The organism is Sphingobium sp. FG58, from assembly GCF_057809055.1.
This window is the reverse complement of record NZ_JBMDJF010000004.1, coordinates 125603-148402: the sequence shown is the minus strand read 5'-3', so window position 1 is coordinate 148402 and position 22800 is coordinate 125603. Positions and strand designations below refer to the sequence as shown.

The following is a 22800-nucleotide window of genomic DNA, read 5'->3' as shown; positions in this document are numbered from 1 at the left end:
CTATCCGATGATGCCGTTCGCCAATAAGTTGCTAAAGGACAATCGAAAAAACGCTGAAAATGGACGGTGACTGTGACTTTGGGTGAAAAATCGTTGCTGGTCCTTGGCGGTGCGCGGTCGGGCAAGAGCCGCTTTGCTCAGGCCCAGGCGGAAAATTGGCCCGGCGATCTGGTCTATATCGCCACCGCGCAGGCCCTGGATGATGAAATGGCCCTGCGCATCGCCCGGCATCAGGAAGATCGTGGCCCCCGGTGGCGCACGGTCGAAGCCCCGCTGGATCTGGCCGCAGCGATCCAGACGGAAAGCCGGGCCGACCGGGTGCTGCTGATCGACTGCCTGACATTATGGGCATCGAACCTGCTATTTGCCGATCGCGATCTTCGCGATGCAATCGAGACGCTGCGCACCGCGATCACGCAAGCCGCTGGACCGTTGATCTTCGTGTCCAATGAAGTGGGCCTCGGCATCGTTCCCGACAACGCCATGGCCCGGCGCTTCCGCGATATGGCCGGCGACATCAACCAAGCCGTCGCCGCCATTGTCGATCATGTCATTTTTGTCGCTGCAGGCCTGCCGGTCACACTGAAATAATGTCGATCTATTTATAGGCGTATTTTCCACGTACCGCAGCAGCGATATGCCGATATCGGGTATAACACCTCTATTAATACGCGCATATTATGCTATCTTTCGCTCCAGAGACGCCAAATCCGACGCATGGCGCAACAGGAGGGATGAATGGCTTTTACCCAACCCGCGCTCGATCTGCTGCCGCGCCACCCCATCCTGATCGGCGACCGCAGGGCGGAAGCGGGTGGCGGCGCAATCCACGACCATATCTATCCCGCCACCGGCCAGGTCACGCGCAGCCTGCAACTGGGCAATGCCGATGATGTCGATGCGGCGGTAAAGGCGGCCAGGGCTGCGCTGCCGGGCTGGCGCGCGCTGGCAGGGGACAAGCGCCGCGACCTGATGTTCAAGGCGGCGGCCCTGTTCGAACAGGCGATGATGGAACTGGCCACGCTCAGCGTCATCGAAAATGGCTCGATCATCCGCGCCGCGCCCTTCGTCGCGATGGATGCGGCACAGAAATTCCGCTATTTTGGCGGCTGGGCCGACAAGATTCAGGGGCAGACCGTGCCGACCTGGGGCAGCCCAGCCCATGATTATGTCGCCTATGAGCCCTATGGCGTGGTCGGCGCGATCGTGCCGTGGAATGGGCCGCTCTTCGCCGCGACGATGGTACTGGCCCCGGCGCTGGCAGCGGGCAATTGCATCGTCCTCAAGGCTCCCGAACTTGCCCCATGGGCCGTCATGCGGCTGGGCGAATTGCTGCTGGAGGCGGGCTTCCCCGCCGGGGTCATCAACGTCGTCGCTGGTGGCGCGGATGTCGGTGCGGCGATGGTCGCGCATCCCGGCATCGACAAGATCCAGTTCGTGGGCAGCGGCGCGACGGCCAAGACGGTGCTGCGCAACGCGGCTGAAACGCTCAAGCCCTGCGGGCTTGAACTGGGCGGCAAGTCGGCGGTGATCGTCTTTGCCGATGCTGATCTTCAGGAAGCGGCCCGGCGTGGCCTGTCCGGGGGCGTCAGCGCCAACGGCCAGGGTTGCGTCAATGGCACGCGCCTGCTGGTCCAGCGGCCGATCTACGAACAATATCTTCAGATGCTCGGCGCGATGGCGGCGCATGTCCCCGTCGGCGACCCGTTCGACAAGACGGTGGCGCTTGGTCCGGTCATCTCCCAGCCCGCCCTGCATCGCATCACGGGGATCGTGGACGCGGCCAAAGCCGACGGCGCGCGTGTCGTTGCGGGGGGGGCGCGGCTGGAGGGTGATCATGCCGACGGCTATTTCCTGCCACTGACGATATTGGCCGATATCAACCCGAACCATCCTGTCGCCCGCGAAGAGATATTCGGCCCGGTTCTGACGGTCACCCCCTTCGACAGCGAGGAGGAAGCGATCGCGATCGCCAATGACAGCGAATTCGGGCTGGGTGGCTATATTCACACGCAAAATCTGCGCCGCGCCCATCATGTCGCAAGCCAGCTCGACGCCGGGCAGATTCAGGTCAATGCGTCGGGCGAAGCCATGACCCCCTGCGTCCCGTTCGGCGGGATGAAGCAGAGCGGCTATGGCCGTCTGGGCGGAGAAGCGGGTCTGCATGAATTTCTGCGGATCAAGAATGTCTATGTCAATCTGACACCCCCGGCGGTGGCATGATGACGCTGCTCGATCCGCAGCAGCGCACGGCGCGCGGCCTGGCCTTGCAGGGCGAGATACTCGATCTGCAAGCGCCGGAAGCGGCGACGCTCTACGACCAGTCGTGGCGCGATTTCGTCTTTGCCGAAGTCTGGTCGCGCGACGCCCTCGACCGCCGCTCACGCTACCTGATCGCGCTGGCGAGCGCCGCCAATACCGGCCATCGCGCCATGGCCACGGCCTATGCGCGCGGGGCGCTCAAAAATGGCGATCTGACACTGGCCGAACTGCGCGAAGCCGCAACCCATGCCGCCATCTATTGCGGCTGGAGCGCGGGCGCATTGTTTGATGAAGCGGTCAGCACCGCTGCCGACGCACTGGGCCTGCCCCCCGCCGACGTGCCGCCAATCCGGGCCGAACCATGGCAGCATGATGCGCGGATGGCGGACGGCATGGCAGCCTTCATCGACGTCATGACCTTTGGCGGTCCGCCTGCGAAAACCGCCTATTTCGAGGCCGGGATCAATGGCTATGTCTTTGGCGAAATATGGAACCGCCCCGGCCTGGACCAGCGCGCGCGCCGCTGGATCACGCTGGTCGGGGTTTGTGACTCAGCCGCCTACACGCCGATCCACACCCATATCTACGCCGCCATGAAGAGCGGCAATACAACCCAAAGCGAGATGTTCGAATTCGTCCTGCAATATGCGATCCATGCTGGCTGGCCCAAGGCATCGGTCGCGCAGGGCGCGGTGATTGAACAGGGTACGCAAGTCGCCAAGGGGCTGGCCTTTGGCGCAAAGGAGACAGACGCATGACCCCTGCATCCATGGTGGACAAGGTGGCGCTCGTCACCGGTGCAGCTTCCGGCCTCGGCCGGGCAACAGCCATCGCACTGGCCCGCGCCGGTGCCAGCGTCTGTATCGTCGACGTCAATGCGCAGGGGCTGGCCGACACCGCCGGAGAGATCGCGGCGAACGGCGGGGTGGCCCACATCCATAGCGCCGACCTGTCGCAGCCCGACAATTGCGCCGCAGCCGTCGCGGCGACGCTGAGCGCCTTCGGTCGGCTCGATGCGCTGTGCAATGTCGCGGGTGTCATCAAGTTCGCGCACACGCCGGACATGGCCGCGCGCGACTATATGCTGACGATGGCGGTCAACCTTCATGCCCCCTTCTACCTGTGCCAGGCGGCTATCCCGCACCTGCTGGAACAGGATGGCGCGATCGTCAACGTGACGTCATCGGCCGCCTTTGTCGGCGAAGCCTATCTTGCCGCCTATTGCGCCAGCAAGGCGGGGCTGACCCATATGACCAAGGCGCTGGCAATGGAATATATGCACCAGCCGATCCGCATCAACGCGGTCGCGCCGGGCGGCATGATGACCGGCATCGTCACCGGATTGACCATGCCGGACAATATCGACCCGTCGCTGATCGCCCGTTTTTCCGGTCTACGCGGCCTGGTTGAGGTGGACGAGGTCGCCCAGACGATCGCCTGGCTCGCCTCACCCGCGGCGCAGGGCTTTCACGGCGCCTGCATCAACATCGACCGTGGCATCACCGCAGGGTGAAACGGGGGAGGATAGCGGAATGACGATCGGTTTCATTGGTTTAGGCAGTCAGGGCGGCCCGATGGCGCAGCGCCTGATCGAGGCGGGCCATCCGGTGATGCTATGGGCGCGTCGCCCCGAAAGCCTGGCCCCCTATCGCGATAGCGGTGCAACCTTTGCCGACAGCGTGACCGCGCTGGGCGCGGCGTGCGCCATCGTTGCGGTCTGCGTGGTGGATGATGCCGGGGTAGAGGCGATCTGTGCCGATCTGATCCCGGCCATGGCGTCCGGCGGCGTCATCATCATCCATTCGACCATCCATCCCCGCACCTGCACCCGCCTTGCCGATCAGGCCGCTGCGCGCGGCATCAGCCTGGTCGATGCACCCGTCAGCGGCGGTGGCGGCGGCGCGGCAGCCGGAACGCTCACCGTGATGCTGGGCGGCGATGCCGATGTCGTGGCGAAGGTCACCCCCCTGTTGCGCGCCTTTGCCGGCACGATCGTCCATCTGGGCGATGTCGGTGCCGGACAGAATGCCAAGCTCATCAACAATGCGCTGATGGCTGCCCATATGGCGCTGGCCCACAATGCGCTGGCGGCGGCAGACGCAATCGGCGTCGATCGCGCGGCACTGGCCGAGCTGGTGAAGGTCAGCAGCGGACGTAGCTTCGGCTTTGACGTCTATGCCCGCCAGCCGAGCGTTGGTGCCTTCGCTCATGGCGCCAAATTGCTCGCCAAGGATGTCGGGCTGCTCGGCGAGGTGATGGGCGACGCGCCATCCTTTGCCGTGCTGCGCGACACCGCCCGCCCCTATCTCGATCTGGTCGCGCTCAGCGCCGCCGCCTGACCCTTTATTCGCAGGAGCCTTTATGTCCTTTTCCATCGACCAGTTCCGTCTGGACGGCAAAGTCGCCATCGTCACCGGCGCGGGCGGGCGCGGTAACAGCATCGGTCGCGCCTATGCGACAGGCCTCGCCGCCGCGGGTGCCGCCGTCGTTGTCGCCGACATCAATCTGGCAGGCGCACAGACTGTCGCTGACGAAATCATTGCGGCGGGTGGCCGGGCCATCGCCGTCGGGGTCGATATCACCCAGGACGATCAGGTTGCAGCCATGGCGGCGGCCGCGCAGGACGCCTTTGGCGGTGTCGATATATTGGTCAACAATGCCGCGCTGATGCTGGAACTGGGGCAGCTGAACGTCGCCGACGTGCCGTTCGATCAATGGGACAAGATCATGGCTGTCAACGTGACCGGCGCGCTGCGTTGTGCGCAGGCGGTCATCCCGTCCATGCGGGCGCGCGGCGGTGGCCGGATCATCAACCAGGTGTCGGGCGGCGCCTTCCCCGCCGTGTCCATCTATGGCGTCAGCAAGCTGGCGCTGACCGGCCTTACCACCACCATGGCCAAGCAGTTGGGACGGGACGGCATCACCGCCAACGCGATCGCGCCGGGCAATGTCACCAGCGAAGCGGGCGCGAAGCTGGTGCCTGAAGGCTCCCCCTTCGCGCAATATCTGGCGATGAGCGTTTGTACCCGCGCCAGTGGCGCACCGGACGAACTGGTCGGCGCGTTGCTATTGCTCTGTTCGCAGGCCGGTGCCTGGATCACAGGGCAGACGCTGCATGTCGATGGCGGCTGGGTGTTGCGCCCCTAACTGCCGTCGGTGATCAGCGTACCCCCATCGACCACCAGATTATGGCCGGTGACAAAGCCCCCGGCGGGTGACGCCAGAAAGACGGCCGCGCCCGCCACTTCCGCCATCTCGCCGGGGCGGCGCAGCGGGGTCATCTGCATCCGCCGCGCCATGAAGGCTTTATTGGCGAGCAGCGGCGCGGATAATTCGGTGCTGATGAGGCCGGGCGACAGGGCGTTGACGCGCACGGCGCGCGGTCCCCATTCTACGGCCAGGTTGCGCGCCAGTTGCGCCACGCCCGCCTTGGCCAGCGCATAGGCGTTGATCGCGCCGTTGCCGCGCAGGCCGGACAGGCTGGCGATCAGGATGGCCGATCCCCCGCCCCGCTGCGCGATGTGCGGCAGCGCCAGATTGCAAAGCACCACCTGACTGCGCAGGTTGATCGCCATGACACGGGTATAGTCGGCCATGTCGATCGTGGCGAACGGTCCCGGCTTCCCGGTGATGCCCGCATTGCAGACGAGTATGTCGAGACCGCCATGATGCGCGATCGTCCCATCGACCAGCGCGGCAAGTTGGGTATCGTCGGCAACGTCAGCCGGAATCGCCAATGTGCCAAGATCGCGGCCGACCCGCGCGCAATCATCGGCGTCCTCGCTGGACATCACCACTTGCGCGCCCTGCGACTGAAGCGCGCGGGCGATGGCCAGGCCGATCCCCCGCGTCGATCCGGTGACCAGCGCGACTTTGCCGGTGAGGTCGAACAGGCTCAATGCTTGTCCTCTGGCTTATCCTCAGGCAACGGCTGGCCATTATGGAGATAGGCGGGCGCCTCGATCAGGATGAAGGCGATGCGGCATGGCTTGTCGGTGACATTGCGCCACAGATGGTTGGTGCCGCGCTGGACGATGATGCCGCCCTCCCGCACCGTCGTCACCCGGCCATCGTCCAGTTCCAGCTCGATCTCGCCCGACATGACGATGCCATAGTCGATGCTGTTGGTGCGGTGCATCGGCGATTGTTTGCCCGGCAGCATATCGACGATACGGATCACTGATCCGCGGCTGAGGGTCAGGCCAGCGTCGCGGAGGCGACCGTCGGTTTCGTCATTGTTATCCGCCGGGACCGTTTCCGTGGTCCAGAGCAGGAGGAAGGATGCGTCGCCCGACGGGATCATCTTCGTCGGCGTCACATCTTCCGATTTGAAGACGGCCCGGCCATCGGCATCATGGCCGGTGACCACCCGCTGGACCGGGGGAAGGCCGGAATCGCTGATTTCAGTCATGATATGGCTCCTGAATAGGCGACGACCTGCTGGTCGATGATACCGAACGGTGCGCGGCCATCGGCCAGACGGCCTTCCATACGGACGCGATCGCCAAAGCGCATGAATTCGGTGCGCGCTGCGCCTTCATCGACAATCTCGATCCCGCGCCGCTCCGCGATGCAGGAAGAGCCGACCTCGCGGAAATTGGCGTTGGACACGGTGCCGGACCCGATCACCGTGCCCGCCACCAGCGGCCGGGTGCGGGCGGCATGGGCGACCAGTTCATGGAAGCCAAAGCCCATCGGCTCGCCATTGGCCGCACCAAAGCGCTGCCCGTTCCAATCGACCAGCAGGTCCAGGCAGACCCGGCCATCGCGCCACTGGTCGCCCAGTTCGTCCGGCGTCACGGCGAAGGGCGCCATGGTGCAGGGCGGCTTGGCCTGCACCCAGCCGAAGCCGGTTTTCATTTCGGGGCCAGCCAGCGCCCGCAGCGACCAGTCGTTGATCTGGACGATCAGGCGGATATGCGCCATCGCCTGGTGGGGCGTTACGCCCATCGGCACCGCGTCCACGATGACGCCATACTCGCCCTCAAAATCGATGCCCAGCGCCTCATCGGTCATGGGGACATCATCGGTCGGGCCGTAAAAATGATCGGACACGCCCTGATACATGAGTGGCCGCCCGGTTTTTTCGGGGACGATGCCCAGCACCTTGTCCATCAGCGCGCCGTGGCTTTCATAGGCGGAGCCATCGAGCCACTGCCAGGCGCGCGGCAGGGGTGCGCCGAGGATGGCGGGGTCGATCGCGTGTGGAAAGTCGCTGATCACGGCCAGCGCGGGCTGTGCGGCGTCCCATTGCTCGACCGCCTGCTGGAGCGTGACGACCGGAGCATCGGCATAATGATTGCCATCGGGTGATAGCAGGATCAGCCGTCCGTCCCTGCTGCCGTCCCTGCGCGTTGCGAGCCGCATCGTCTCTCCTTCTCTCTATGTGTCGATACTGGCGATGGGACAGGGGCGCATCGGGGTCAAAGCCAAAGCATGGATAGTGGGCTTCCACCGTTTCAATTTGATCGGCGCCATCAGGCGGGGTCTGTGGCGGGATGGATGAAGCTGCCCCGCGCGCGGGGCGCGACAGTCGAGAGGATTTGCATGTTCGAGCCATTCCCCGGAAATTATGTCTGGAATCTCGCCACCAATCTGGCGCTGGTGTGCGGCGGCAATCATGGCGAGATTGACGAGGCGAACCGGCCGATCATGGAAGCGGCCAAGGCTGGCGCGGATGCTGGCAGCGCGCTGATGTTCGACAGCTGGATCAAGGTGGCCGATCAGGTCGCGGCCAATGCGGCGGCGGATGAGGCGGCGGGCTTTACCCTGTCGGCCGGGACCAAATATCTGCGCGCGTCGGGCTATTATCTGGCGGCGGAACGGATGCAGAGCCGCGATTATGCGCCACGCTGGGCCGCTTATGACCGGGGGCTGGACCTCTATGCCAAGGGCGTGAAGCTGCGCGGGCTGCATGTCGATTTTGTCGAGATACCCTATGAAGGCAGCGCCTATACCGCGATCTTCGTCCATGATGGGTCCGGCACGCCGCGCCCGACTTTGGTATCCGTCAACGGGCTGGATTCCATGAAGGAGCAGGTCAATATGGCGGGCCATGGTGCGGCCAATCTGGAGCGGGGGATCAATACGCTGTTCCTGGACCAGCCCGGCACTGGCGAGGCGCTGCGCAAGCGCGGGCTGACGGCGGTGTTCGATGCCGAGCGCTGGGGGTCGCCCGCCTTCGATTATCTGCTGACCCGGTCTGACGTTCTTCACGACAGGATCGGGATTTTCGGCCTGTCCTTCGGCGGCTATCACGCGCCGCGCATCGCCGCCAATGATCCGCGCTATGCACTGTGCGCGGTGATGGGGGCGAACCATGTCTGGGGCCAGCGCCAGCGCGAGCGGGTCGCCAATGAAGGCGAGAACCCGGTGCCGCATTATTGGGACCATGTGATGTGGGTGTTCGGCATCGACAATCAGGCCGATTTCCTGGCCTATGCCGACCAGATCTCGCTGGACGGGCAGGTCGAAAAGATCAGGGTGCCGTTCCTGATCACCCATGGCGAAAATGACCGGCAGATCCCGGCTTTCAATGCGCAGCTGAGTTATGATCAGGCGATCAACAGCCCCAAGCGAACTTTGCGGATGTTCACCAAGGCCGATTTCGAGGTCGAGCATTGCGGCGCTGACAATGGCACCGGGATGCGCGACTATATCGCCGACTGGTGCGCGCAGACCTTTGCGGAGATGGGGTGATGGCGGATTATCCCGCGCAATGCTGGTATATGGCGGGTTGGGCGGACGATCTGGGCGAGCGCGGTTTTACCCGTGAGATCAGGAGGCAGCGGCTCCACTTCTTTCGCACAAGCGAGGGTGTTGCGGCCTTGCTGGATCGCTGCCCCCACCGGTTCGCGCCGCTGTCGATGGGGTCGCGTGATGGCGACCTTGTGGTGTGCGGCTATCATGGGCTGGCATTCGCGCCCGATGGCCGGTGCGTCCACAACCCCTTTGCCGACCGCATGCCCGCTGGGGCGAAGGTGCCAGCGTTTTGCGTGGTCGAACGGGACGGCATCCTCTGGCTATGGGGCGGCGCGCGGGACGAAGCGGATGAGAGCCTGATCCCCGACTTTGCCTTCGTGCCTGATACGCCCGCCAGCCGGACGGTGCGCGGCTATACGCTGATGCAGGCCCATTATGAATATGGCACCGACAATCTGATGGACCTCAGCCATATCGAGTTCGTCCATAAGGGAACGTTTGCGGGCCAGGGGGTGATCTTTGCCGGGCAGCATAAGATAAGGCTGGACGGCGCGACGCTCCATTCGGACTGGTGGATGCCGGGCATCGCCCCGCCCTCTGTCGCGCGGGGGCATGTGCCGGACGACGCGCTGGTCGATCATTGGCTGGAGATGCGCTGGAATGCGCCGGCCTCCATGCGGCTGATGGTCGGCGTCTGCCCCCATGGCGCGGCGCGGGAGACGGGTTTTGAGGTGCCGCAGGCCCATATCCTCACTCCGGCCAATGATCATCAGACCCATTATTTCTGGTCCTCCACCCGCTATGATGCGCTGGAGTCAGCGGAGGTGGATGCAGCGCTGCTGACGCTGTTTGGCGAAGCGTTCGATCAGGAGGACAAGCCGATGATCGAGGCGGCCTATGCCAATGTCGGCAGCGGCGGATTCTGGGCGGAAAAGCCGCTGTCGCTGGGGATAGACCAGGGCGGGACACGGGCGCGCCGCCTGATCGAGGCGATGATCGCGCGGGAGGGCCACTGATGGCGGATTTCACCTTCCACCATGGCGGGGTGAGCGTCCCCAGCCTGGATGAGGCGATCGACTGGTATGGTCGGGTGCTGGGATTTGCGGTGGAAAAACGCTTCTATATCGAGGCGGCGCGATCCCATGCGGCGATGGTGCGCAAGGGCGCGTTGCGGTTCGAACTGTTCGAGGTGGAGGGGGCGGCCCCGCTGCCCGACGAGCGGCGGCATCCGCCGTCGGACATCAAGACGCATGGCAACAAGCATGTCGCCTTTCGGGTCGATGATCTGGAGGCGTTTCTGGTCGAGATGGAAGGCAAGGGTGCCGACATCGCCTTTGTCGTGCGCGAGGCGTTCGGCAAGGGATGTTTCCTGCGCGATATTGCGGGCAATCTGATCGAATTTGTCGAGGAAGAGGCCGCCTGAAAAATAGGATTTCGGGCGCTTAACTTCGCATATTTCCCGGTAAATGCGACATTATCGTACGTCATCGAGACATTTTGTGTCGCGAAACTTCGCTGACTTCGCCCATATCGACCAGGGTGAATTCTGGCGTGATGGGACGGCGACAGCGGTACGATGCGCTGTCGGGAATGGTGAGCGGACGATGGGAAGGAGCCATTGCCGAGCCTAGCAGAATCGGGGCGTGTAGGACAGGATGGAGGATGGGCTTGCTACAGGAACAAGCGTCGATCCCCCTCTTCCAACTTCGCCTAACCCGCTGCGCGGATAAGGCTGCGTATCCTTCTCCCCTAAGGGGAGAAGGATTGTCGTCAGATCGCGTGTTCGTCTGCCTCGGTAATGTCAGCCAGCTTGCCCTCTACCGGACGCTTGCCGGGGCTGGTCCTGCGATAGGGTTCAAAGCTGGCGCGATCGGCGTCGAAGGCCATGTCCCAGGGGATATTATCGCCGCGGAAGATGGGCGGCGCATTGTTCGACCAGAGCAGAGAGCCGAAGCGGAAATCCCAGGCGCGCGGCACCCAATTGTCGTCGAGATAATCGGTGTCGGCGTGATATTCCGCCTCCCCCGCCTTGCCCGGCATGTCGCAATAATAATAGATGGCCGACGAAATGCGGTGGCGTGAAATGCCGCCGCTGCTGTTCATGGACTGGTTCTTCCAGCCCCTTGCGTCCATGATGTTCGCGCCCAGCATCACTTCATCAATATCGTCGCAGCCAAAGGCGATGTGCATGAATTTGAAATGGTCGGGCGCAATCGGCAGGTCGCAATTGACCCAGAAGATCGCATGATGTTCGAACGTGCCGGGCGCGCGGGAAAAGATGCCGGTCCCCTTGCTATGATCGACATAGCGGAAGCCCATGTGGCGCTCGTAAAATTCAAAGCTGCCGACATAGTCGGGCGAGAAAAAGACGACATGGTTGATCGTCTTGGGAATGGCTTTGCGCCGCCAGATACGATGCTGATTGAAGCGCGGATAATTCCCCGGTGTGTTGACCGGGCTGGCTTCGCTGACCACCGGGCGCTTGGCCCAGACCCGCAGGGCGATGGGCTGACCGTCGGGGCAGGTGCAATGGACGGTGCCATCATCGTCGCGACGCACCGCAACTTCGGTGGCGAGGCTGGTGGCGATCCGATCCAGCGCGTCGGGGCTTTCCACGCCCCAGACAGTTTCCTTGAGGCCATCGCCGGGGAAGGGATCGGGCGAGGGCAAGCGCGCGTCGCCATGACGGTAGAGGATGACGCGCGAACCGGAGGCTAGGCGGAAGATGGTTTCATGCTCATCCGCCTGTTCCAGCGGCAGGCCGAAATCGGTCCAGAAACGGGTATGTTCGCCCAAGTCCGCGACCCCGAATATTGCGCTCTCGACGCCCAAAATGCTCATGCATGACTCCTCATCCTGGGCGTCATCATGGCGGCAGTAGGGACGGCGCGGAAACGCATTTCATGGGAGGCTGGTATCGGCGGGGCGGATAGGTGGGGGATGCCATGCCTTCAAACGCCAATAAATCCTCCCCTGTAAGGGGAGGTGGCTGGCGCAGCCAGACGGAGGGGTGTCATGCTGTCGAGAGGGTGACACCCCTCCACCACTCGCTTCGCGAGCGGTCCCCCTCCCCTTGCAGGGGAGGATTTTTTGGGGGTGCCCTAACCCCGCCGGAACAGCATCGTCAGCAGGAACAGGATCGTGCGTCCGTCCAGCAGTTTGAGCGCCGCGCGGGCCTCTGCCGGGGTGAGTTTGGCGACCATGGGCATCGCGCCGAAAATCTTGCCGCGGATGATCAGCGCGTTGCCGTCGCGCTCGATCTTGCGGACGGTCATCAGCTCCTTGTCCTGTGCGTCGAGGATTTTCATGACCGGCTGATTCTGGTTCGTCATTGCACGGCTCCTGCGCAGACCTTGTCATAATCGATGCCCATATCGTCCATCATCTGGATCGCGGTGGCGCGGCCTGCGCCGAACACGCCACCGCCCGGATGCATGAAGGGACCGACGAGATAGAGGCTTTCAATCCCCGGCACGCGGAAATGGCCAAGGTCTGGCGTGGGGCGGTGGCCGACCGTCTGGTACATGAAGGGCGCGCAGCCATGAATGTCGCCCTTGACGAAGCTGGCCGGGCTGTCGCGTTCATGGTCCAGCGGTGAACGGACCAGCGATCCGATGATATTATCATCGTCCAGATTGGAGTAGAACAGGCGATATTGCGCCAGGCTTTCCTGCGCGACCTGCTCCTTCACCCGGTCCCAGGCCGCCGGGCCGCCATCATGCAGGTCGTAGGGCGCGAAGGTCACACCATAGAAGATACCGCCGCCCGCTGGCGCGCGGCTGGGGTCGTTGCTGCTATTGTCGCCGCCCGCGATCAGGCGGCGCGGTGGCACCACGCCCCGGCGCAGATGGTCATAGTCGAGCAGCATGTCGCGCATGGTGTGGGTCTGGAGCAGTTCGGTCATCACCCCGCCCTCCCCTTCGGCCCAGCGCAGTTTCGCCTTTTCCTTGAGCGCCATGTGCAGCAGATTGATCGAGAATGTGGAGGGCGTGACCCGCTCGGCGCGTTGCAGCACCGGTTCGGGGGTTTCCGACACGAAGCGACGCAGCACATGGGGATGGATCGCGCCGATGACGCCATCCTTCGCCATGATCGTTTCGCCGTCGATCAGTTCAAGGCCTGTCGCCTTGCCCGACGAGACGATGACCCGCTTCACCTCCGCATTGCAGCGCACGTCGCCGCCCATATGCGCGATCGCGCGGACCAGCGCCTTGCTGAGTTCGCCTGAGCCGCCCTTTGGCATCGACACGCCATAAGTGTGGATGATGCCCGGCATCAGCAGCGCGCCCATGCCGGTCCCCAGTTCGTCGGGCATCTGGAGATTTTCGGTGACGAGCCGGACGATATGGATTTTCAGCCGGTCGCTTTCGAAATATTGGTTCACCACATCGAGCGCCGAGCGTTGCATGACGTCTAGCAGGAAGCGGCCCTCGTCCGACTGGTCCATCATCGCGACGAACGCGCCCATCGGGAAGGGCGGCGCGTAAAGGCCGCCCATGAACATCGGCAGCACGCCCTGGCTGATCTCTACAAACTTACGATAGGCGTCGGCATCGCGCGGGCTGTATTGCGCGATTTCCTGACAGGTGCGGTCGAGATCCTTCCAGCTGCGCATGACGGTGCCATCGTCCCAGATGCTGACATGGGGCAGTTCGGGATAGATATAGTCGAGGCCGAATTTGCCGATCAGACCCAACTCATCTTCGCGGATCATCGGGTTGCCCTGAATCATGATGTGAACATTGCTATGTTCGTCATGCCAATAGCCCGGCGTGATGAGTTCGCGGGTGGAGACGCCGCCGCCGAAATGGGGCTTGCGTTCGAGGACCAGAACCTTCTTGCCAGCCTTCGCCATATAGGCGGCGGCGGTCAGGCCATTATGGCCCGCGCCCATGACGACGATGTCGTAGTTGCTCATGGATGCTCTCCCAAGAAGGCGCGGAATCGGGCGATGCCGGGGACGTGCGACGCGCAGCCGCGCGCCGCCATCAGTTGCGCGGTGGCCGCGCCGATCCCACCCGCGCCGCCGGTGATGATCGCTACCTTCCCGTCCAGTCGGATCGCGTCGGCCTGCATCGTCCTCTCCTCTCTTGCTCTTGTCGTCCCGCACCATAAGGTGGGCGGCAGAGGGGAAAAGACGGCACTTTTTTGTGCCTTCGATTTTGTGGGGCCGATGCAGGATTTTGACGATTTCGATGCCGGTTGCCGGGCCAGGCTGATCGCGCTGGCGGACGAGATGGCGCAGCATGGGGCGGCGCGTGACGCGCCCGTTCGCACCATATTCGGGCTGCTGGGCGATCGCTGGTCGATGCTGATCCTGCTGCTGCTGGGGATCGCGCCGTTTCGCCATGCCGAACTGCGGCGGCTATTGATCCGGCTGAGCGCGGAGGGCGGGATTTCGCAGCGGGTGCTGACGCTCAAGCTGCGGCTGCTGGAGCGCAACGGGCTGGTCGCGCGGTCGGTCAGCGCCGATGTGCCGCCCAAAGTGGGTTATGCGTTGACGGACCTGGGTGGCGAACTGGTAGGGGAAGCGCGGCGCTTGCTGGCCTGGGTGCAGGGCAGCGGCGCGCGGATCGAGGCGGCGCGCGGCGCGTTCGACGCGGCGGAGGATTAATTCCCGTTGCGTCCCGCGGCAGCGGCGTCGTTCTGAAACTGGACTGACAGCGCTTCGTGCGTGGCGTCCTTCTGGCGCACCTGGTCAAGCGATACGACGCGCGCGCCATTGGCCGTTTCCACCGGTGCCTGTGCGCCTGCGACGATCCGTTCCACCACCCAACGGATCGCGGGATCATTATTGCTGCTGATATGCCACTGGATCGCCTCCCGAATGGGCGGGATTTCCAGCGGCACTTCGCGCAGGGTGAGCGGCAGATATTCAGCGATCCTGTTCGCCAGCCGCCGGTGCATGGTTGCGATCCGGTTGGAACCCAGCACCAGGCCGGGCAACGACATGAAGCTGGGCGCGACGATCTCGACCCGGCGGGGGCGTTTCTGGCGGCGCACGAACCAGTCCTCAAACGCCGATACACGCCCGCGACCAAAGCGCGCGGTGACATGGCCGAGATCGAAATAAAGCTCCTTGGTCATCGGCCCGGCCATGGCGGGATTGCCGTTCCAGCCGACGACGACATAATCATCCTCGAACAGGATCTGGCTGGGATGGTCGGCCGAGATCGCATAATCGATGGTGATGAGCAGGTCGATAAAGCCGCGTTCGAGCGATTCCAGCAGCCCTTCGTTCATCGGCTGCACTTCAAGCCGCATATGCGGGGCGGTCTGTTGCAGGTCGGTGAGCGCGGTGGTGAGCAGCACTTCGGTGATATAGTCCGACGCCATTACGCGGATGGTGCGATCACAGGTTGCCGGATCGAAGGGCGGCGGGACCGCGATGGTCGAGCGGATTTGCTCCAGCACCGCGCGCACCGGCTCGACCAGCCCCTCGGCGCGGGCGGTCAGCACCATCTGCCGCCCCTTCTGCACCAGCAGTTCGTCGGCGAAATAGTCGCGCAGCCGCCCCAGCGCGGAGGATGTCGCCGATTGCGACAGGCAGATGCGGTCCGCCGCCAGGCTGACGCTGCGTTCGCTGAGCAGCGCGTCGAGCGCGACCAGCAGATTAAGGTCCAGCCTGTCGAAGCGCATGTCCGTCTCCCGCTCAGCCTGCCGCTATCACCGACAATGCATTGGCGACCAGTGTAGCAGGATCGCCGTCATGGGCAAAGCCCGCGCGGTCAGCGGCAGGGGTGGCGAGCGGGGGATTGGCGCCGAACGCGGCCTCCAGCGCGGCGTCCGGGCGATAGCTCACAAGATCGGTCGAGACGCCGCACTGGCGTGCGATTTCGGTGGCGAGAGCGCCCATGGTGATGCGCTGGGCGGGCAGGGTCACGACGCGGGTGGCGGGCATCAGCGCGGCGTCCATCGTCAGTGCGTAGAGCAGATTGTCGGCGCAACGCGCGACCGACTGCGCCCAGATGGTCGCGCCCTGCGACACCGGGCAGACGAACGGTTCATTGGCGCGCAGGGCGTGGAACAGGTCGCTCATGAAGGCGGATTTCATGCCCGACGGTCCCTTGGGCCGGGCGAGGATGCCGGGCAGGCGGACGCTGATCCCCTCTATCTCGCCACGATGGTGCATCATGGCGACCGCAATCTCCATCATCGCCTTGTGCCCGCCATAGACCATGCGCGGGGCGAGCGGGGTCTGGTCGTTCACGCCAGACGTGGGGAGCGGGTCGCCAAACACCGCGATCGAGCTGGCATAGACGATGCGGGGGCGGTTGCCCGCTACCTTGGCTTCGTCCAGCAGGTCGTACATCGCGTCGATATTGATCCGGCGGGAGGCGGCAGGATCGGCCTCCGCCGCGCCGCCCGGAACGGTCGCGAGATGGACGATCGCGCTACATCCGTCGCGCAGGGCGTCGGCACGAACGACGGGCGACGCGATGTCGCCCGCGATCGCGCGCGCGCCGGGGGGGATGCCGCCCGCCATGCTGTCCATGCCGACAACATCATGGCCCGCCGCCAGCAGCCGTTGCACCAGTTGCCGCCCGACAAAACCGCCCGCGCCCGTCACTATGATAGTCATCAATCAATACCTGTCCGCTCAGAAATCCGCCGACAAACGCAGGCCATAAGTGCGCGGCGCGGTGAAGCGGGCGACAGCCATGCCGATCGGCGAACGCTGGGGCGAGGAGATGCGGCGTTCATTTTCCAGATTGTTGATGAAGCCACCGATCGACCAGCCGCTGTCCGCCGCGCGCAGCGTCAGGGACAGGTCGGTCTGCCAGTAGGCCGGGATCCGTTCGAAATCGAGATATTCAAACGCGCCCCACTGGCTGGCGCGCCAGGCGGTGGCGACATTGCCGACAAGTTCCAGCTTGTCGCCAAGCGGCACCACCTGTTCCGCACCCAGATTGACCGTCCATTTCGGCGAGAAGAGCAAAGGATTGCCCGAACAGTTGAAATCCTTGACCGGCGCGCCACCGGCTGTCCCGCCGGTGAAGGTGAAGGGGCAGGCGATATTGTCGCGCGGCGCGGCGGTGAAGAGGTGCAGATCATCATAGGTGGCTTTGAGATATTGCACCTTGGCGTTCAGCGTCGTGGTCGGCGTCGCCCTGACAGTCGCGTCGACATCAAAGCCCTTGATCGTCGCCTTGCCCGCATTTTCGTTGGAGTTGATCAGTGTGCCGCTGGTGTCGACGGTGAAATAGGTGATCTGCTGGTCCTTATATTTCCAGTAGAAACCCTCGACATTCAGCTGCACCCGATTGTCGAAAAAGCGGTTCTTCGACCCGATCGTATAGGCGGTGATGAATTCCGGGTCATAGTGCGACTTGCCCTCGGCCAGCTGAAAGCCACCGGCGCGATAACCGGTTTCGACCGTGGCATAGAGCAGATTTTGCGGACCCAGATCAAACTCCGCTGATGCCTTCCACGTCACCCGCGAATAGGTGCCGCTGTCGACCACGGGGTTGTAGGTTTTCAGAATCGTGCCGCGGCCATTGAGCAGCGGAAATAGCTGCGGGTTCGCCTGATCGGTGCTGCCCGGCGCGATCCAGCCATTGGTCGCCAGCCAGTTGACCGTGTCGCCGGTGGTCAGGAAATTGGGATAGCGCGGCAGCGCGCTGGGCGCGGCGCAACCATTGGCGAAGGAGGCAGGCGGGGTGATGTTGGCCGGTGGCAGGCCACCGCAGAACGTGATGAAATTGTTGATGATGCCGTCCATCGCCTTCTTGTCACGAGTGTAGCGCGCGCCGCCGACCAGGCGGAAGCGATCGGTGACATTGGCGGTCAACTGCCCGAAGGCAGCCCAGCTCTTGGTCTTGTGGGTGTAGGACTGGATCGGCAGGACGAATTCCTGATTATATTCGTTGTTCGCCTTGATCGTCTCGTCGAAATAAAAGCCGCCCAGCACATAATCGACCATGCCGACCGTGCCGGCCAGCCGTGCTTCCAGACTGAACTGGGTGTCGGTTTCCCTGGTATAGGCCGTGTTGAAGGCCGGCCCATAGAAGAAGCTGTCGCCCTTCGACTTGCGATAGGCCGGGATCAGCGTGAAGGTGCCGATATCGGTTTTCCAGTTCAGTTCCGCATTGACGCCCCAGTAAGTGAAATCGACCGACTGCTGCTGGTTCGTCGCATTGAGGAAGCCAAAGCCCGGCGCACCCAGCAAAGTCCGGCGATAGGCGTTGGCCGCCGCCGTACCCAAACCTTCGGATTCGTCGAAGGGACTTGCGGTGAAGGTATAGCCAGCCGGCCCCGGCGTGAACGCGCCGATATAGCTGTTGCCCGGCCCCACGCCGCCAACCTTCGTCCAGTCGGCGGCAAGGCGTAGATTGACGGTGTCGCTCGGTTCGATCAGAAATTGCGCGCGCAGGCCGCTGCGGTCGAGATCGTCGCTGCCGTCGCGGTTGAGACCATCGCGCACCTGCCGCGTTGCCGCGACGCGCAATGCGCTATTGTCGCTGGTCGCCAGGTTCACATAGCCATCGACATTGACCGCGTCATAATTGCCGAAGGACAGGTTGAAGCCGCCGCCATTCCTGCCCAGTTCGGGGCGGGCGGGGATGATGTTGACCGCGCCGCCGGTGGCATTGCGACCGTAAAGGATGCCCTGCGGACCCTTAAGCACCTCGACACGGGCGAGATCGTAAAAGGCCGTGCCGAACGCGCCCGCCGCACGCGCCAATACGACGCCGTCATAGCTGGGCGTGACCGCCGGATCATTATAGCTGCTGGTGGTGACGTTGCCAACGCCGCGCAGGAAGATCGACGTGTTCGACCCGCCGCCATTGGTGATGCTGATGGCGGGGACCGTCTTGGTAATGTCTTCGGCGCGGTTGATGCCCTGCTGGATAAGGTCGCTGCCGGTGACCGCGTCGAGCGCGATCGCGGCCTTTTGCGCGCTTTCCGCCTTGCGCTGGGCAGTGACGACGATTTCGTCGAGACCGGAGGAGGCCTGTTCCGCGCTTTGGGCGATGGACTGGCCCGGCATGGCCGCCATCAATCCAATAAAGGCGGTGGTGGCAAACAAGGTGCAACGCATAAGACTCTCCCTGGACGGTTTTGATTTTGGTCAATTCTGGTCATCCACAGGGGGAAATGTCACATTGATATTGTCCATGGCACCTATCTGCGCGCAAGGACGGTGGCGAAACGACCCCAGGGCGCGGCCCCTCCTATCCAAGCCCCCGATAGCATCTATTGAGGCAAAGCATTTGGCCACCCGGCGGGCCGCCGATAGCAGGAAGGGAAGGAAAATATCCCCTGGGAGAGACCTGCATCATGATTTCGGGCAAACGCATCCTGATCGTCGGCGGCGGCATTGGCGGCATGGCGTCGGCGATCCGCTTTGCCGAACTGGGCGGGCAGGTTCTGCTGATCGATATCGACCCGCAATGGCGGGTCTATGGCGCAGGCATCACGATTACCGGGCCGACGCTGCGCGCCTATCGCCGCCTTGGCCTGCTCGACGCGATCAAGGAACAGGGCGCGATTGCCGTGGGATCGACCATCTTTCGCTATGACGGGCTGCGGCTTGGCCAGCTGGACGAACCTGCGCTGGAGGAAGGGCTGCCAGCCACCGGCGGGATCATGCGGCCCAAATTGCACCGGATCATGCAGGCGCGGATCAAGGCGCTGGGGATCGAGACGCGGATGGGGCTGTCGGTCAGTGCGCTGGTCAATCGCGACGATGGCGTCGATGTGACCTTCACCGATGGCGCGCAGGACCGGTTCGACCTGGTCGTGGGGGCCGACAGCATCTATTCCGGCGTCCGGCGCATGGCTTTCCCGCATATGGCCGAAGCGCAGCCGACCGGCCAGGGATGCTGGCGCGTGTCGATGAAGCGGCCGCCGACGCTGGAAAGCGGCGAGATTTATCTGGGGCATCGTTATCCGGCGGGGATCAACCGCTGTGCCGCCGACATGGTCTATCTATGGATGCTGACCCCGCATGTATCGCGCGAACGCCATTTCACGGACGAGGAGCTGTTCGAGGAGCTGCGCGCCAATCTGGCCGATTTCGGCGGCAATGTCGGCTGGATGCGGGACAATATGACGCGCGACGACTGGGTCAATTATCGCCCGCTCGCCGCGGCGCTGCAACCGGGGCCATGGTTTAACGGGCATATCGTACTGCTCGGCGACGCGGTCCATGCGACGACGCCGCATATGGCATCGGGCGCGGGCATGGCGGTAGAAAGCGCGCTGGTGCTGGCCGAGGAGCTGGACCGGGCGGAGGCGATGTCCACGGGTCTCGCCGCCTATCAGGCGCGCCGCTTCGACCGGTGCCGCCATGTCGTGGAGACCAGCATCGCGGTGGGCAGGATGCAGCTGGCCGGGGAATCCGCCGAAGCGGTCGGCGGCGCGCTGGGGGCGGGACTGCACCGGCTGGCGGGGGACTATTGACCGGGGGGGGTAGCCCTTGCCCTAAAATCCCCCAACCGCCGTTTCGACATGGTCGACCTGCGGCGGTGCTTTGAAGAAAGGGCCAGCCAGTGCGCGCCAGGCCTGGAATTCGGGCGAGGCGCGGAAGTCGACCATATGCGCTTCGACGCTCGCCCAGCCCACGACCAGCAGATAATGGCCCGGATGATCGACCGAGCGGTCCAACCGGAAACTGTGGCAGCCGGGTGCCACGCGGAAATGCGGGGCGGCAGAGGCGACGGCAGCCTCGAACGCCGTGGCGTCCTTCGGGTCGATTTCGATCCGCGCCAGTTCGGAAATCATGTTCAGGCTCCTTTGGTATTACCAGGCGGTTGCACCGGCATCGACGGCAATGTCGGCGCCGGTGACGTAGCGCGCTTCGTCGGAGGCGAGCCAGAGGGCGCAATAGGCGATATCGGCCGGTTCGCCCAGACGCTGGATCATATTCTTGGCCAGTACCTGCGCCTCGAACGCCGGGTCGGCGGCGAGATGGCGCTGTGTCGCGGCGGTGCGGATCAAGCCGGGGGCGATACTGTTGGCGCGGATATTGTGCGGCGCGCCCTCCATCGCCAGCTGGCGCGTCATCGCCAGCACCCCGCCCTTGCCCGCGCAATGGGCCAGCGCGGGCGATCCGGGGAGCGCGTGGCGGGCATTGGCCGAGGCGAAGTTGATGATGGCGGCGCGCCCGCTGATCTTTAGCCAGGGCCAGGCGGCGCGGGTGGCGAGAAACACGATATCGAGTTCGCCTGCCAGCGTCGCCTTCCACGCATCATAGGTCATCGCCTCAATCCAGGCGAAATGGGCGAAGGCGGCGGCGTTGACGATGATGTCGATCTGGCCATGCTGCGCGCCGATCCGGTCGAACAGGGCGGTGGTGGCGCTTTCGTCGAGCAGGTCGCAGGCTTCGTCCGCCCCGGCGCGATCCACGCCGATGACGGTTGCGCCCTCTGCCGCGAACAGTGCCGCGCACCCCTGCCCTATGCCGTTGGCCGCGCCAGTAACTATAGCGACCTTGCCGGTGAGGCGATCAGCCATGTGCCACTACCCCCGCGACAGGCTGGCCGCCTCGCCCGAATGGCAGCAGCAGCGCCATGCCGACGCCGATTAGCGCGCCGAGCGAGAGCAGGACGAAAGCGGGCAGCAGGCCGCCTGCCAGCCCGGACAGCAGGGTCACGACCAGGGGGCTTAAGAATTGGCCGAAGGCAAAGGCGCTCTGCCACAGGCCAACGCCGCGCCCGCGTATCTCGAAACGCAGCAGGCTCATCGCCCAGACCAGCAGGGTTGGGAGCAAAAGTCCCGCGCCGATCTGGTTGAGGAAGCAGCCGATCAGGAAGATGGAAGGGGTGCGGGCATAGCCCATGATGCAGAAGCCGATGGCAAGAATGGCAAATTCCAGCAGGAGGAGCATCCGCACCGGCCAGCGCCCGATCCGCGAATAGAGGAAGGTGCCGAGCGGCACGCCGATGCTGGCGATCGAGGTCAGGAAGCCGATCCGCGCGGGATCGGTCAGCTGCAATTGCACCAGTCCCGACGACGCCTGAATCTGCACCGTATAGAAGAAGATGGAGCCGTAGACGGTGATCGCCAGGATGATGAGCATGTTGGACCAGGGGAAGGCGATCGGGGCTGACGGCGCGGCGTCGGTCTCTGACGGCCTAGCGCTCTCAGCCGGTTGCCGGGTGAAGATCAGGACCAGCAGGAACATCAGCAGCGCCGATCCATAGACCCAGAAGGGCGTCCGCCAGCCGAGCGCGCCCAACTGCCCGCCAATGTTGAAGAAGAGCAAGGCCGACAGCGAGGCAAAGGCGGTCTGCGCCGCCAGCCAGCGGTCCCGCGCCGCGCCGCTGAAATGATCGGCAATCATCGCGGTGGACAGGACCATGATCAGCGCTTCGGAGAGGCCCACTCCGACCCGCGACAGCAGGATGGCGGGCAAGCTTTGCAGGAACAGCGGCGCGACGCCGACCACCGCATAGACCAGCAGCGATCCCAGCAGCAGGCGGCGATGGCCGAGCCGATCGCCCAGCAGTCCCGCGATCGGCGAGAAGAAGGCGACGCACAGCGCCGGGATCGTCAGGATCATCGGCACCCAATAGGCCGCGCCCGGCACATGACCGAACGCCTGCATCAGCTGCGGCAGGATCGGCGCAAGCAGCACGATCGCCATGGTGGACAGGGTGATGGGCAGCAACAACGCCACGCCCGTCAGCACGCCGGGCGCGCGACACATCGGCTCAGGCTTGCCCTTCATATCCACTCCCTTGATCGTTGCCGAGCAGCAGAGACGCAGCGGCAGGCGGGATCAAACGCAAAATATGAAATCCACCTATCGACCCGATGGCGCGGGTATAAAAAGGCTGCGTGTTCCAGAGCAAAGTCTATGGCAAGAAGCGGACTGACGATCGCCGATAT

The 22800-nt window shown here is 64.0% G+C and carries 23 protein-coding genes; 11 read left to right on the top strand and 12 right to left on the bottom strand.

The genetic code is table 11. The annotated features are described in order from the left end of the window. The first annotated feature begins 72 nt into the window (after window positions 1-72). From cobU to ACODR8_RS07245, 6 genes are all read left to right on the top strand, one after another. Complete coding sequence (cobU, locus tag ACODR8_RS07270) at window positions 73-591, top strand: bifunctional adenosylcobinamide kinase/adenosylcobinamide-phosphate guanylyltransferase (protein ID WP_489006775.1); 519 nt, start codon at window positions 73-75, stop codon at window positions 589-591. 147 nt (window positions 592-738) lie between these two features. Then, window positions 739-2223, top strand: a complete 1485-nt coding sequence (locus ACODR8_RS07265) for an aldehyde dehydrogenase family protein (RefSeq protein WP_489006613.1) — start codon at window positions 739-741, stop codon at window positions 2221-2223. Then, window positions 2220-3020 (top strand): carboxymuconolactone decarboxylase family protein, encoded by an 801-nt coding sequence (locus ACODR8_RS07260; protein WP_489006612.1) that lies wholly within the window; start codon window positions 2220-2222, stop codon window positions 3018-3020. The genes ACODR8_RS07265 and ACODR8_RS07260 overlap by 4 nt, the downstream gene beginning before the upstream one ends. Then, window positions 3017-3775, top strand: coding sequence for an SDR family NAD(P)-dependent oxidoreductase (locus tag ACODR8_RS07255; protein WP_489006611.1), 759 nt, complete (start codon window positions 3017-3019; stop codon window positions 3773-3775). The genes ACODR8_RS07260 and ACODR8_RS07255 overlap by 4 nt, the downstream gene beginning before the upstream one ends. A 19-nt stretch (window positions 3776-3794) precedes the next feature. Next, complete coding sequence (locus ACODR8_RS07250; protein ID WP_489006610.1) at window positions 3795-4601, top strand: NAD(P)-dependent oxidoreductase; 807 nt, start codon at window positions 3795-3797, stop codon at window positions 4599-4601. A 22-nt stretch (window positions 4602-4623) separates the two neighbouring features. After that, window positions 4624-5409: an SDR family oxidoreductase gene (locus tag ACODR8_RS07245; RefSeq protein ID WP_489006609.1), complete on the top strand. Its 786-nt coding sequence runs from the start codon at window positions 4624-4626 to the stop codon at window positions 5407-5409. Here the strand turns inward: ACODR8_RS07245 and ACODR8_RS07240 are convergent. Genes ACODR8_RS07240 through ACODR8_RS07230 form a run of 3 tightly spaced genes read right to left on the bottom strand, consistent with a single transcriptional unit; the run spans window position 5406 to window position 7629 of the window. Continuing rightward, window positions 5406-6161 (bottom strand): SDR family NAD(P)-dependent oxidoreductase, encoded by a 756-nt coding sequence (locus ACODR8_RS07240; RefSeq protein ID WP_489006608.1) that lies wholly within the window; start codon window positions 6159-6161, stop codon window positions 5406-5408. The genes ACODR8_RS07245 and ACODR8_RS07240 overlap by 4 nt on opposite strands. Further along, a complete protein-coding gene (locus ACODR8_RS07235) occupies window positions 6158-6673 on the bottom strand; it encodes a cupin domain-containing protein (protein WP_489006607.1) in 516 nt (171 codons plus the stop codon). Before ACODR8_RS07235 ends, ACODR8_RS07240 begins: the two co-directional genes overlap by 4 nt. Beyond that, window positions 6670-7629 (bottom strand): fumarylacetoacetate hydrolase family protein, encoded by a 960-nt coding sequence (locus tag ACODR8_RS07230; protein ID WP_489006606.1) that lies wholly within the window; start codon window positions 7627-7629, stop codon window positions 6670-6672. Before ACODR8_RS07230 ends, ACODR8_RS07235 begins: the two co-directional genes overlap by 4 nt. A 135-nt stretch (window positions 7630-7764) precedes the next feature. Between ACODR8_RS07230 and ACODR8_RS07225 the strand changes: the two genes are divergently transcribed. Genes ACODR8_RS07225 through ACODR8_RS07215 form a run of 3 tightly spaced genes read left to right on the top strand, consistent with a single transcriptional unit; the run spans window position 7765 to window position 10387 of the window. Beyond that, the gene (locus ACODR8_RS07225; RefSeq protein ID WP_489006605.1) at window positions 7765-8961 is read left to right on the top strand and encodes an alpha/beta hydrolase; all 1197 of its coding nucleotides are present in this window, start codon (window positions 7765-7767) and stop codon (window positions 8959-8961) included. Next, window positions 8961-9980, top strand: a complete 1020-nt coding sequence (locus ACODR8_RS07220) for a Rieske 2Fe-2S domain-containing protein (RefSeq protein ID WP_489006604.1) — start codon at window positions 8961-8963, stop codon at window positions 9978-9980. Before ACODR8_RS07225 ends, ACODR8_RS07220 begins: the two co-directional genes overlap by 1 nt. Then, complete coding sequence (locus tag ACODR8_RS07215; protein ID WP_489006603.1) at window positions 9980-10387, top strand: VOC family protein; 408 nt, start codon at window positions 9980-9982, stop codon at window positions 10385-10387. The genes ACODR8_RS07220 and ACODR8_RS07215 overlap by 1 nt, the downstream gene beginning before the upstream one ends. Window positions 10388-10734: 347 nt before the next feature. Here the strand turns inward: ACODR8_RS07215 and ACODR8_RS07210 are convergent, their stop codons facing one another. From ACODR8_RS07210 to ACODR8_RS07200, 3 genes are all read right to left on the bottom strand, one after another. Further along, window positions 10735-11805, bottom strand: coding sequence for a VOC family protein (locus ACODR8_RS07210; protein WP_489006602.1), 1071 nt, complete (start codon window positions 11803-11805; stop codon window positions 10735-10737). 260 nt (window positions 11806-12065) lie between these two features. After that, a complete protein-coding gene (locus ACODR8_RS07205) occupies window positions 12066-12296 on the bottom strand; it encodes a hypothetical protein (RefSeq protein ID WP_489006601.1) in 231 nt (76 codons plus the stop codon). Then, entirely contained in the window at window positions 12293-13882 is a 1590-nt protein-coding gene (locus tag ACODR8_RS07200) for a phytoene desaturase family protein (RefSeq protein WP_489006600.1), read from the bottom strand. Before ACODR8_RS07200 ends, ACODR8_RS07205 begins: the two co-directional genes overlap by 4 nt. A gap of 33 nt (window positions 13883-13915) precedes the next feature. Between ACODR8_RS07200 and ACODR8_RS07195 the strand changes: the two genes are divergently transcribed. Continuing rightward, window positions 13916-14578 carry a winged helix-turn-helix transcriptional regulator gene (locus tag ACODR8_RS07195; protein ID WP_489006599.1) on the top strand — a complete coding sequence of 221 codons (663 nt, stop codon included), beginning with the start codon at window positions 13916-13918 and terminating at the stop codon, window positions 14576-14578. Here the strand turns inward: ACODR8_RS07195 and ACODR8_RS07190 are convergent. From ACODR8_RS07190 to ACODR8_RS07180, 3 genes are read right to left on the bottom strand one after another with little or no spacing between them, the layout of a single operon-like run. Next, window positions 14575-15603, bottom strand: a complete 1029-nt coding sequence (locus ACODR8_RS07190; protein WP_489006598.1) for a LysR family transcriptional regulator — start codon at window positions 15601-15603, stop codon at window positions 14575-14577. The two genes, ACODR8_RS07195 and ACODR8_RS07190, sit on opposite strands and share 4 nt — an antisense overlap. 13 nt (window positions 15604-15616) lie before the next feature. Then, a complete protein-coding gene (locus ACODR8_RS07185; RefSeq protein WP_489006597.1) occupies window positions 15617-16546 on the bottom strand; it encodes an NAD-dependent epimerase/dehydratase family protein in 930 nt (309 codons plus the stop codon). Window positions 16547-16564: 18 nt separating this feature from the next. After that, a complete protein-coding gene (locus ACODR8_RS07180; protein WP_489006596.1) occupies window positions 16565-19006 on the bottom strand; it encodes a TonB-dependent receptor in 2442 nt (813 codons plus the stop codon). A gap of 239 nt (window positions 19007-19245) precedes the next feature. Between ACODR8_RS07180 and ACODR8_RS07175 the strand changes: the two genes are divergently transcribed. Then, complete coding sequence (locus ACODR8_RS07175) at window positions 19246-20370, top strand: FAD-dependent monooxygenase (protein WP_489006595.1); 1125 nt, start codon at window positions 19246-19248, stop codon at window positions 20368-20370. Between the two features lie 21 nt (window positions 20371-20391). Here ACODR8_RS07175 and ACODR8_RS07170 read toward each other — a convergent pair whose 3' ends face one another. From ACODR8_RS07170 to ACODR8_RS07160, 3 genes are read right to left on the bottom strand one after another with little or no spacing between them, the layout of a single operon-like run. After that, entirely contained in the window at window positions 20392-20691 is a 300-nt protein-coding gene (locus tag ACODR8_RS07170; RefSeq protein WP_489006594.1) for a putative quinol monooxygenase, read from the bottom strand. A gap of 18 nt (window positions 20692-20709) precedes the next feature. Further along, on the bottom strand, window positions 20710-21423 hold the full coding sequence (locus ACODR8_RS07165) for an SDR family NAD(P)-dependent oxidoreductase (protein ID WP_489006593.1): 714 nt from the start codon (window positions 21421-21423) through the stop codon (window positions 20710-20712). After that, window positions 21416-22639, bottom strand: coding sequence for an MFS transporter (locus ACODR8_RS07160; RefSeq protein ID WP_489006592.1), 1224 nt, complete (start codon window positions 22637-22639; stop codon window positions 21416-21418). The genes ACODR8_RS07165 and ACODR8_RS07160 overlap by 8 nt, the downstream gene beginning before the upstream one ends. Window positions 22640-22800: the final 161 nt, after the last annotated feature.

Excerpts from the sequence above, each read along its gene's own strand:
- ACODR8_RS07265 (WP_489006613.1), top strand. The coding sequence starts at position 739 with ATGGCTTTTACCCAACCCGCGCTCGATCTGCTGCCGCGCCACCCCATC.
- ACODR8_RS07260 (WP_489006612.1), top strand. The coding sequence starts at position 2,220 with ATGATGACGCTGCTCGATCCGCAGCAGCGCACGGCGCGCGGCCTGGCC.
- ACODR8_RS07255 (WP_489006611.1), top strand. The coding sequence starts at position 3,017 with ATGACCCCTGCATCCATGGTGGACAAGGTGGCGCTCGTCACCGGTGCA.
- ACODR8_RS07250 (WP_489006610.1), top strand. The coding sequence starts at position 3,795 with ATGACGATCGGTTTCATTGGTTTAGGCAGTCAGGGCGGCCCGATGGCG.
- ACODR8_RS07245 (WP_489006609.1), top strand. The coding sequence starts at position 4,624 with ATGTCCTTTTCCATCGACCAGTTCCGTCTGGACGGCAAAGTCGCCATC.
- ACODR8_RS07235 (WP_489006607.1), bottom strand. The coding sequence starts at position 6,673 with ATGACTGAAATCAGCGATTCCGGCCTTCCCCCGGTCCAGCGGGTGGTC.
- ACODR8_RS07230 (WP_489006606.1), bottom strand. The coding sequence starts at position 7,629 with ATGCGGCTCGCAACGCGCAGGGACGGCAGCAGGGACGGACGGCTGATC.
- ACODR8_RS07225 (WP_489006605.1), top strand. The coding sequence starts at position 7,765 with ATGAAGCTGCCCCGCGCGCGGGGCGCGACAGTCGAGAGGATTTGCATG.
- ACODR8_RS07220 (WP_489006604.1), top strand. The coding sequence starts at position 8,961 with ATGGCGGATTATCCCGCGCAATGCTGGTATATGGCGGGTTGGGCGGAC.
- ACODR8_RS07215 (WP_489006603.1), top strand. The coding sequence starts at position 9,980 with ATGGCGGATTTCACCTTCCACCATGGCGGGGTGAGCGTCCCCAGCCTG.
- ACODR8_RS07210 (WP_489006602.1), bottom strand. The coding sequence starts at position 11,805 with ATGAGCATTTTGGGCGTCGAGAGCGCAATATTCGGGGTCGCGGACTTG.
- ACODR8_RS07205 (WP_489006601.1), bottom strand. The coding sequence starts at position 12,296 with ATGACGAACCAGAATCAGCCGGTCATGAAAATCCTCGACGCACAGGAC.
- ACODR8_RS07200 (WP_489006600.1), bottom strand. The coding sequence starts at position 13,882 with ATGAGCAACTACGACATCGTCGTCATGGGCGCGGGCCATAATGGCCTG.
- ACODR8_RS07195 (WP_489006599.1), top strand. The coding sequence starts at position 13,916 with ATGCCGGGGACGTGCGACGCGCAGCCGCGCGCCGCCATCAGTTGCGCG.
- ACODR8_RS07190 (WP_489006598.1), bottom strand. The coding sequence starts at position 15,603 with ATGCGCTTCGACAGGCTGGACCTTAATCTGCTGGTCGCGCTCGACGCG.
- ACODR8_RS07185 (WP_489006597.1), bottom strand. The coding sequence starts at position 16,546 with ATGACTATCATAGTGACGGGCGCGGGCGGTTTTGTCGGGCGGCAACTG.
- ACODR8_RS07180 (WP_489006596.1), bottom strand. The coding sequence starts at position 19,006 with ATGCGTTGCACCTTGTTTGCCACCACCGCCTTTATTGGATTGATGGCG.
- ACODR8_RS07175 (WP_489006595.1), top strand. The coding sequence starts at position 19,246 with ATGATTTCGGGCAAACGCATCCTGATCGTCGGCGGCGGCATTGGCGGC.
- ACODR8_RS07170 (WP_489006594.1), bottom strand. The coding sequence starts at position 20,691 with ATGATTTCCGAACTGGCGCGGATCGAAATCGACCCGAAGGACGCCACG.
- ACODR8_RS07165 (WP_489006593.1), bottom strand. The coding sequence starts at position 21,423 with ATGGCTGATCGCCTCACCGGCAAGGTCGCTATAGTTACTGGCGCGGCC.
- ACODR8_RS07160 (WP_489006592.1), bottom strand. The coding sequence starts at position 22,639 with ATGAAGGGCAAGCCTGAGCCGATGTGTCGCGCGCCCGGCGTGCTGACG.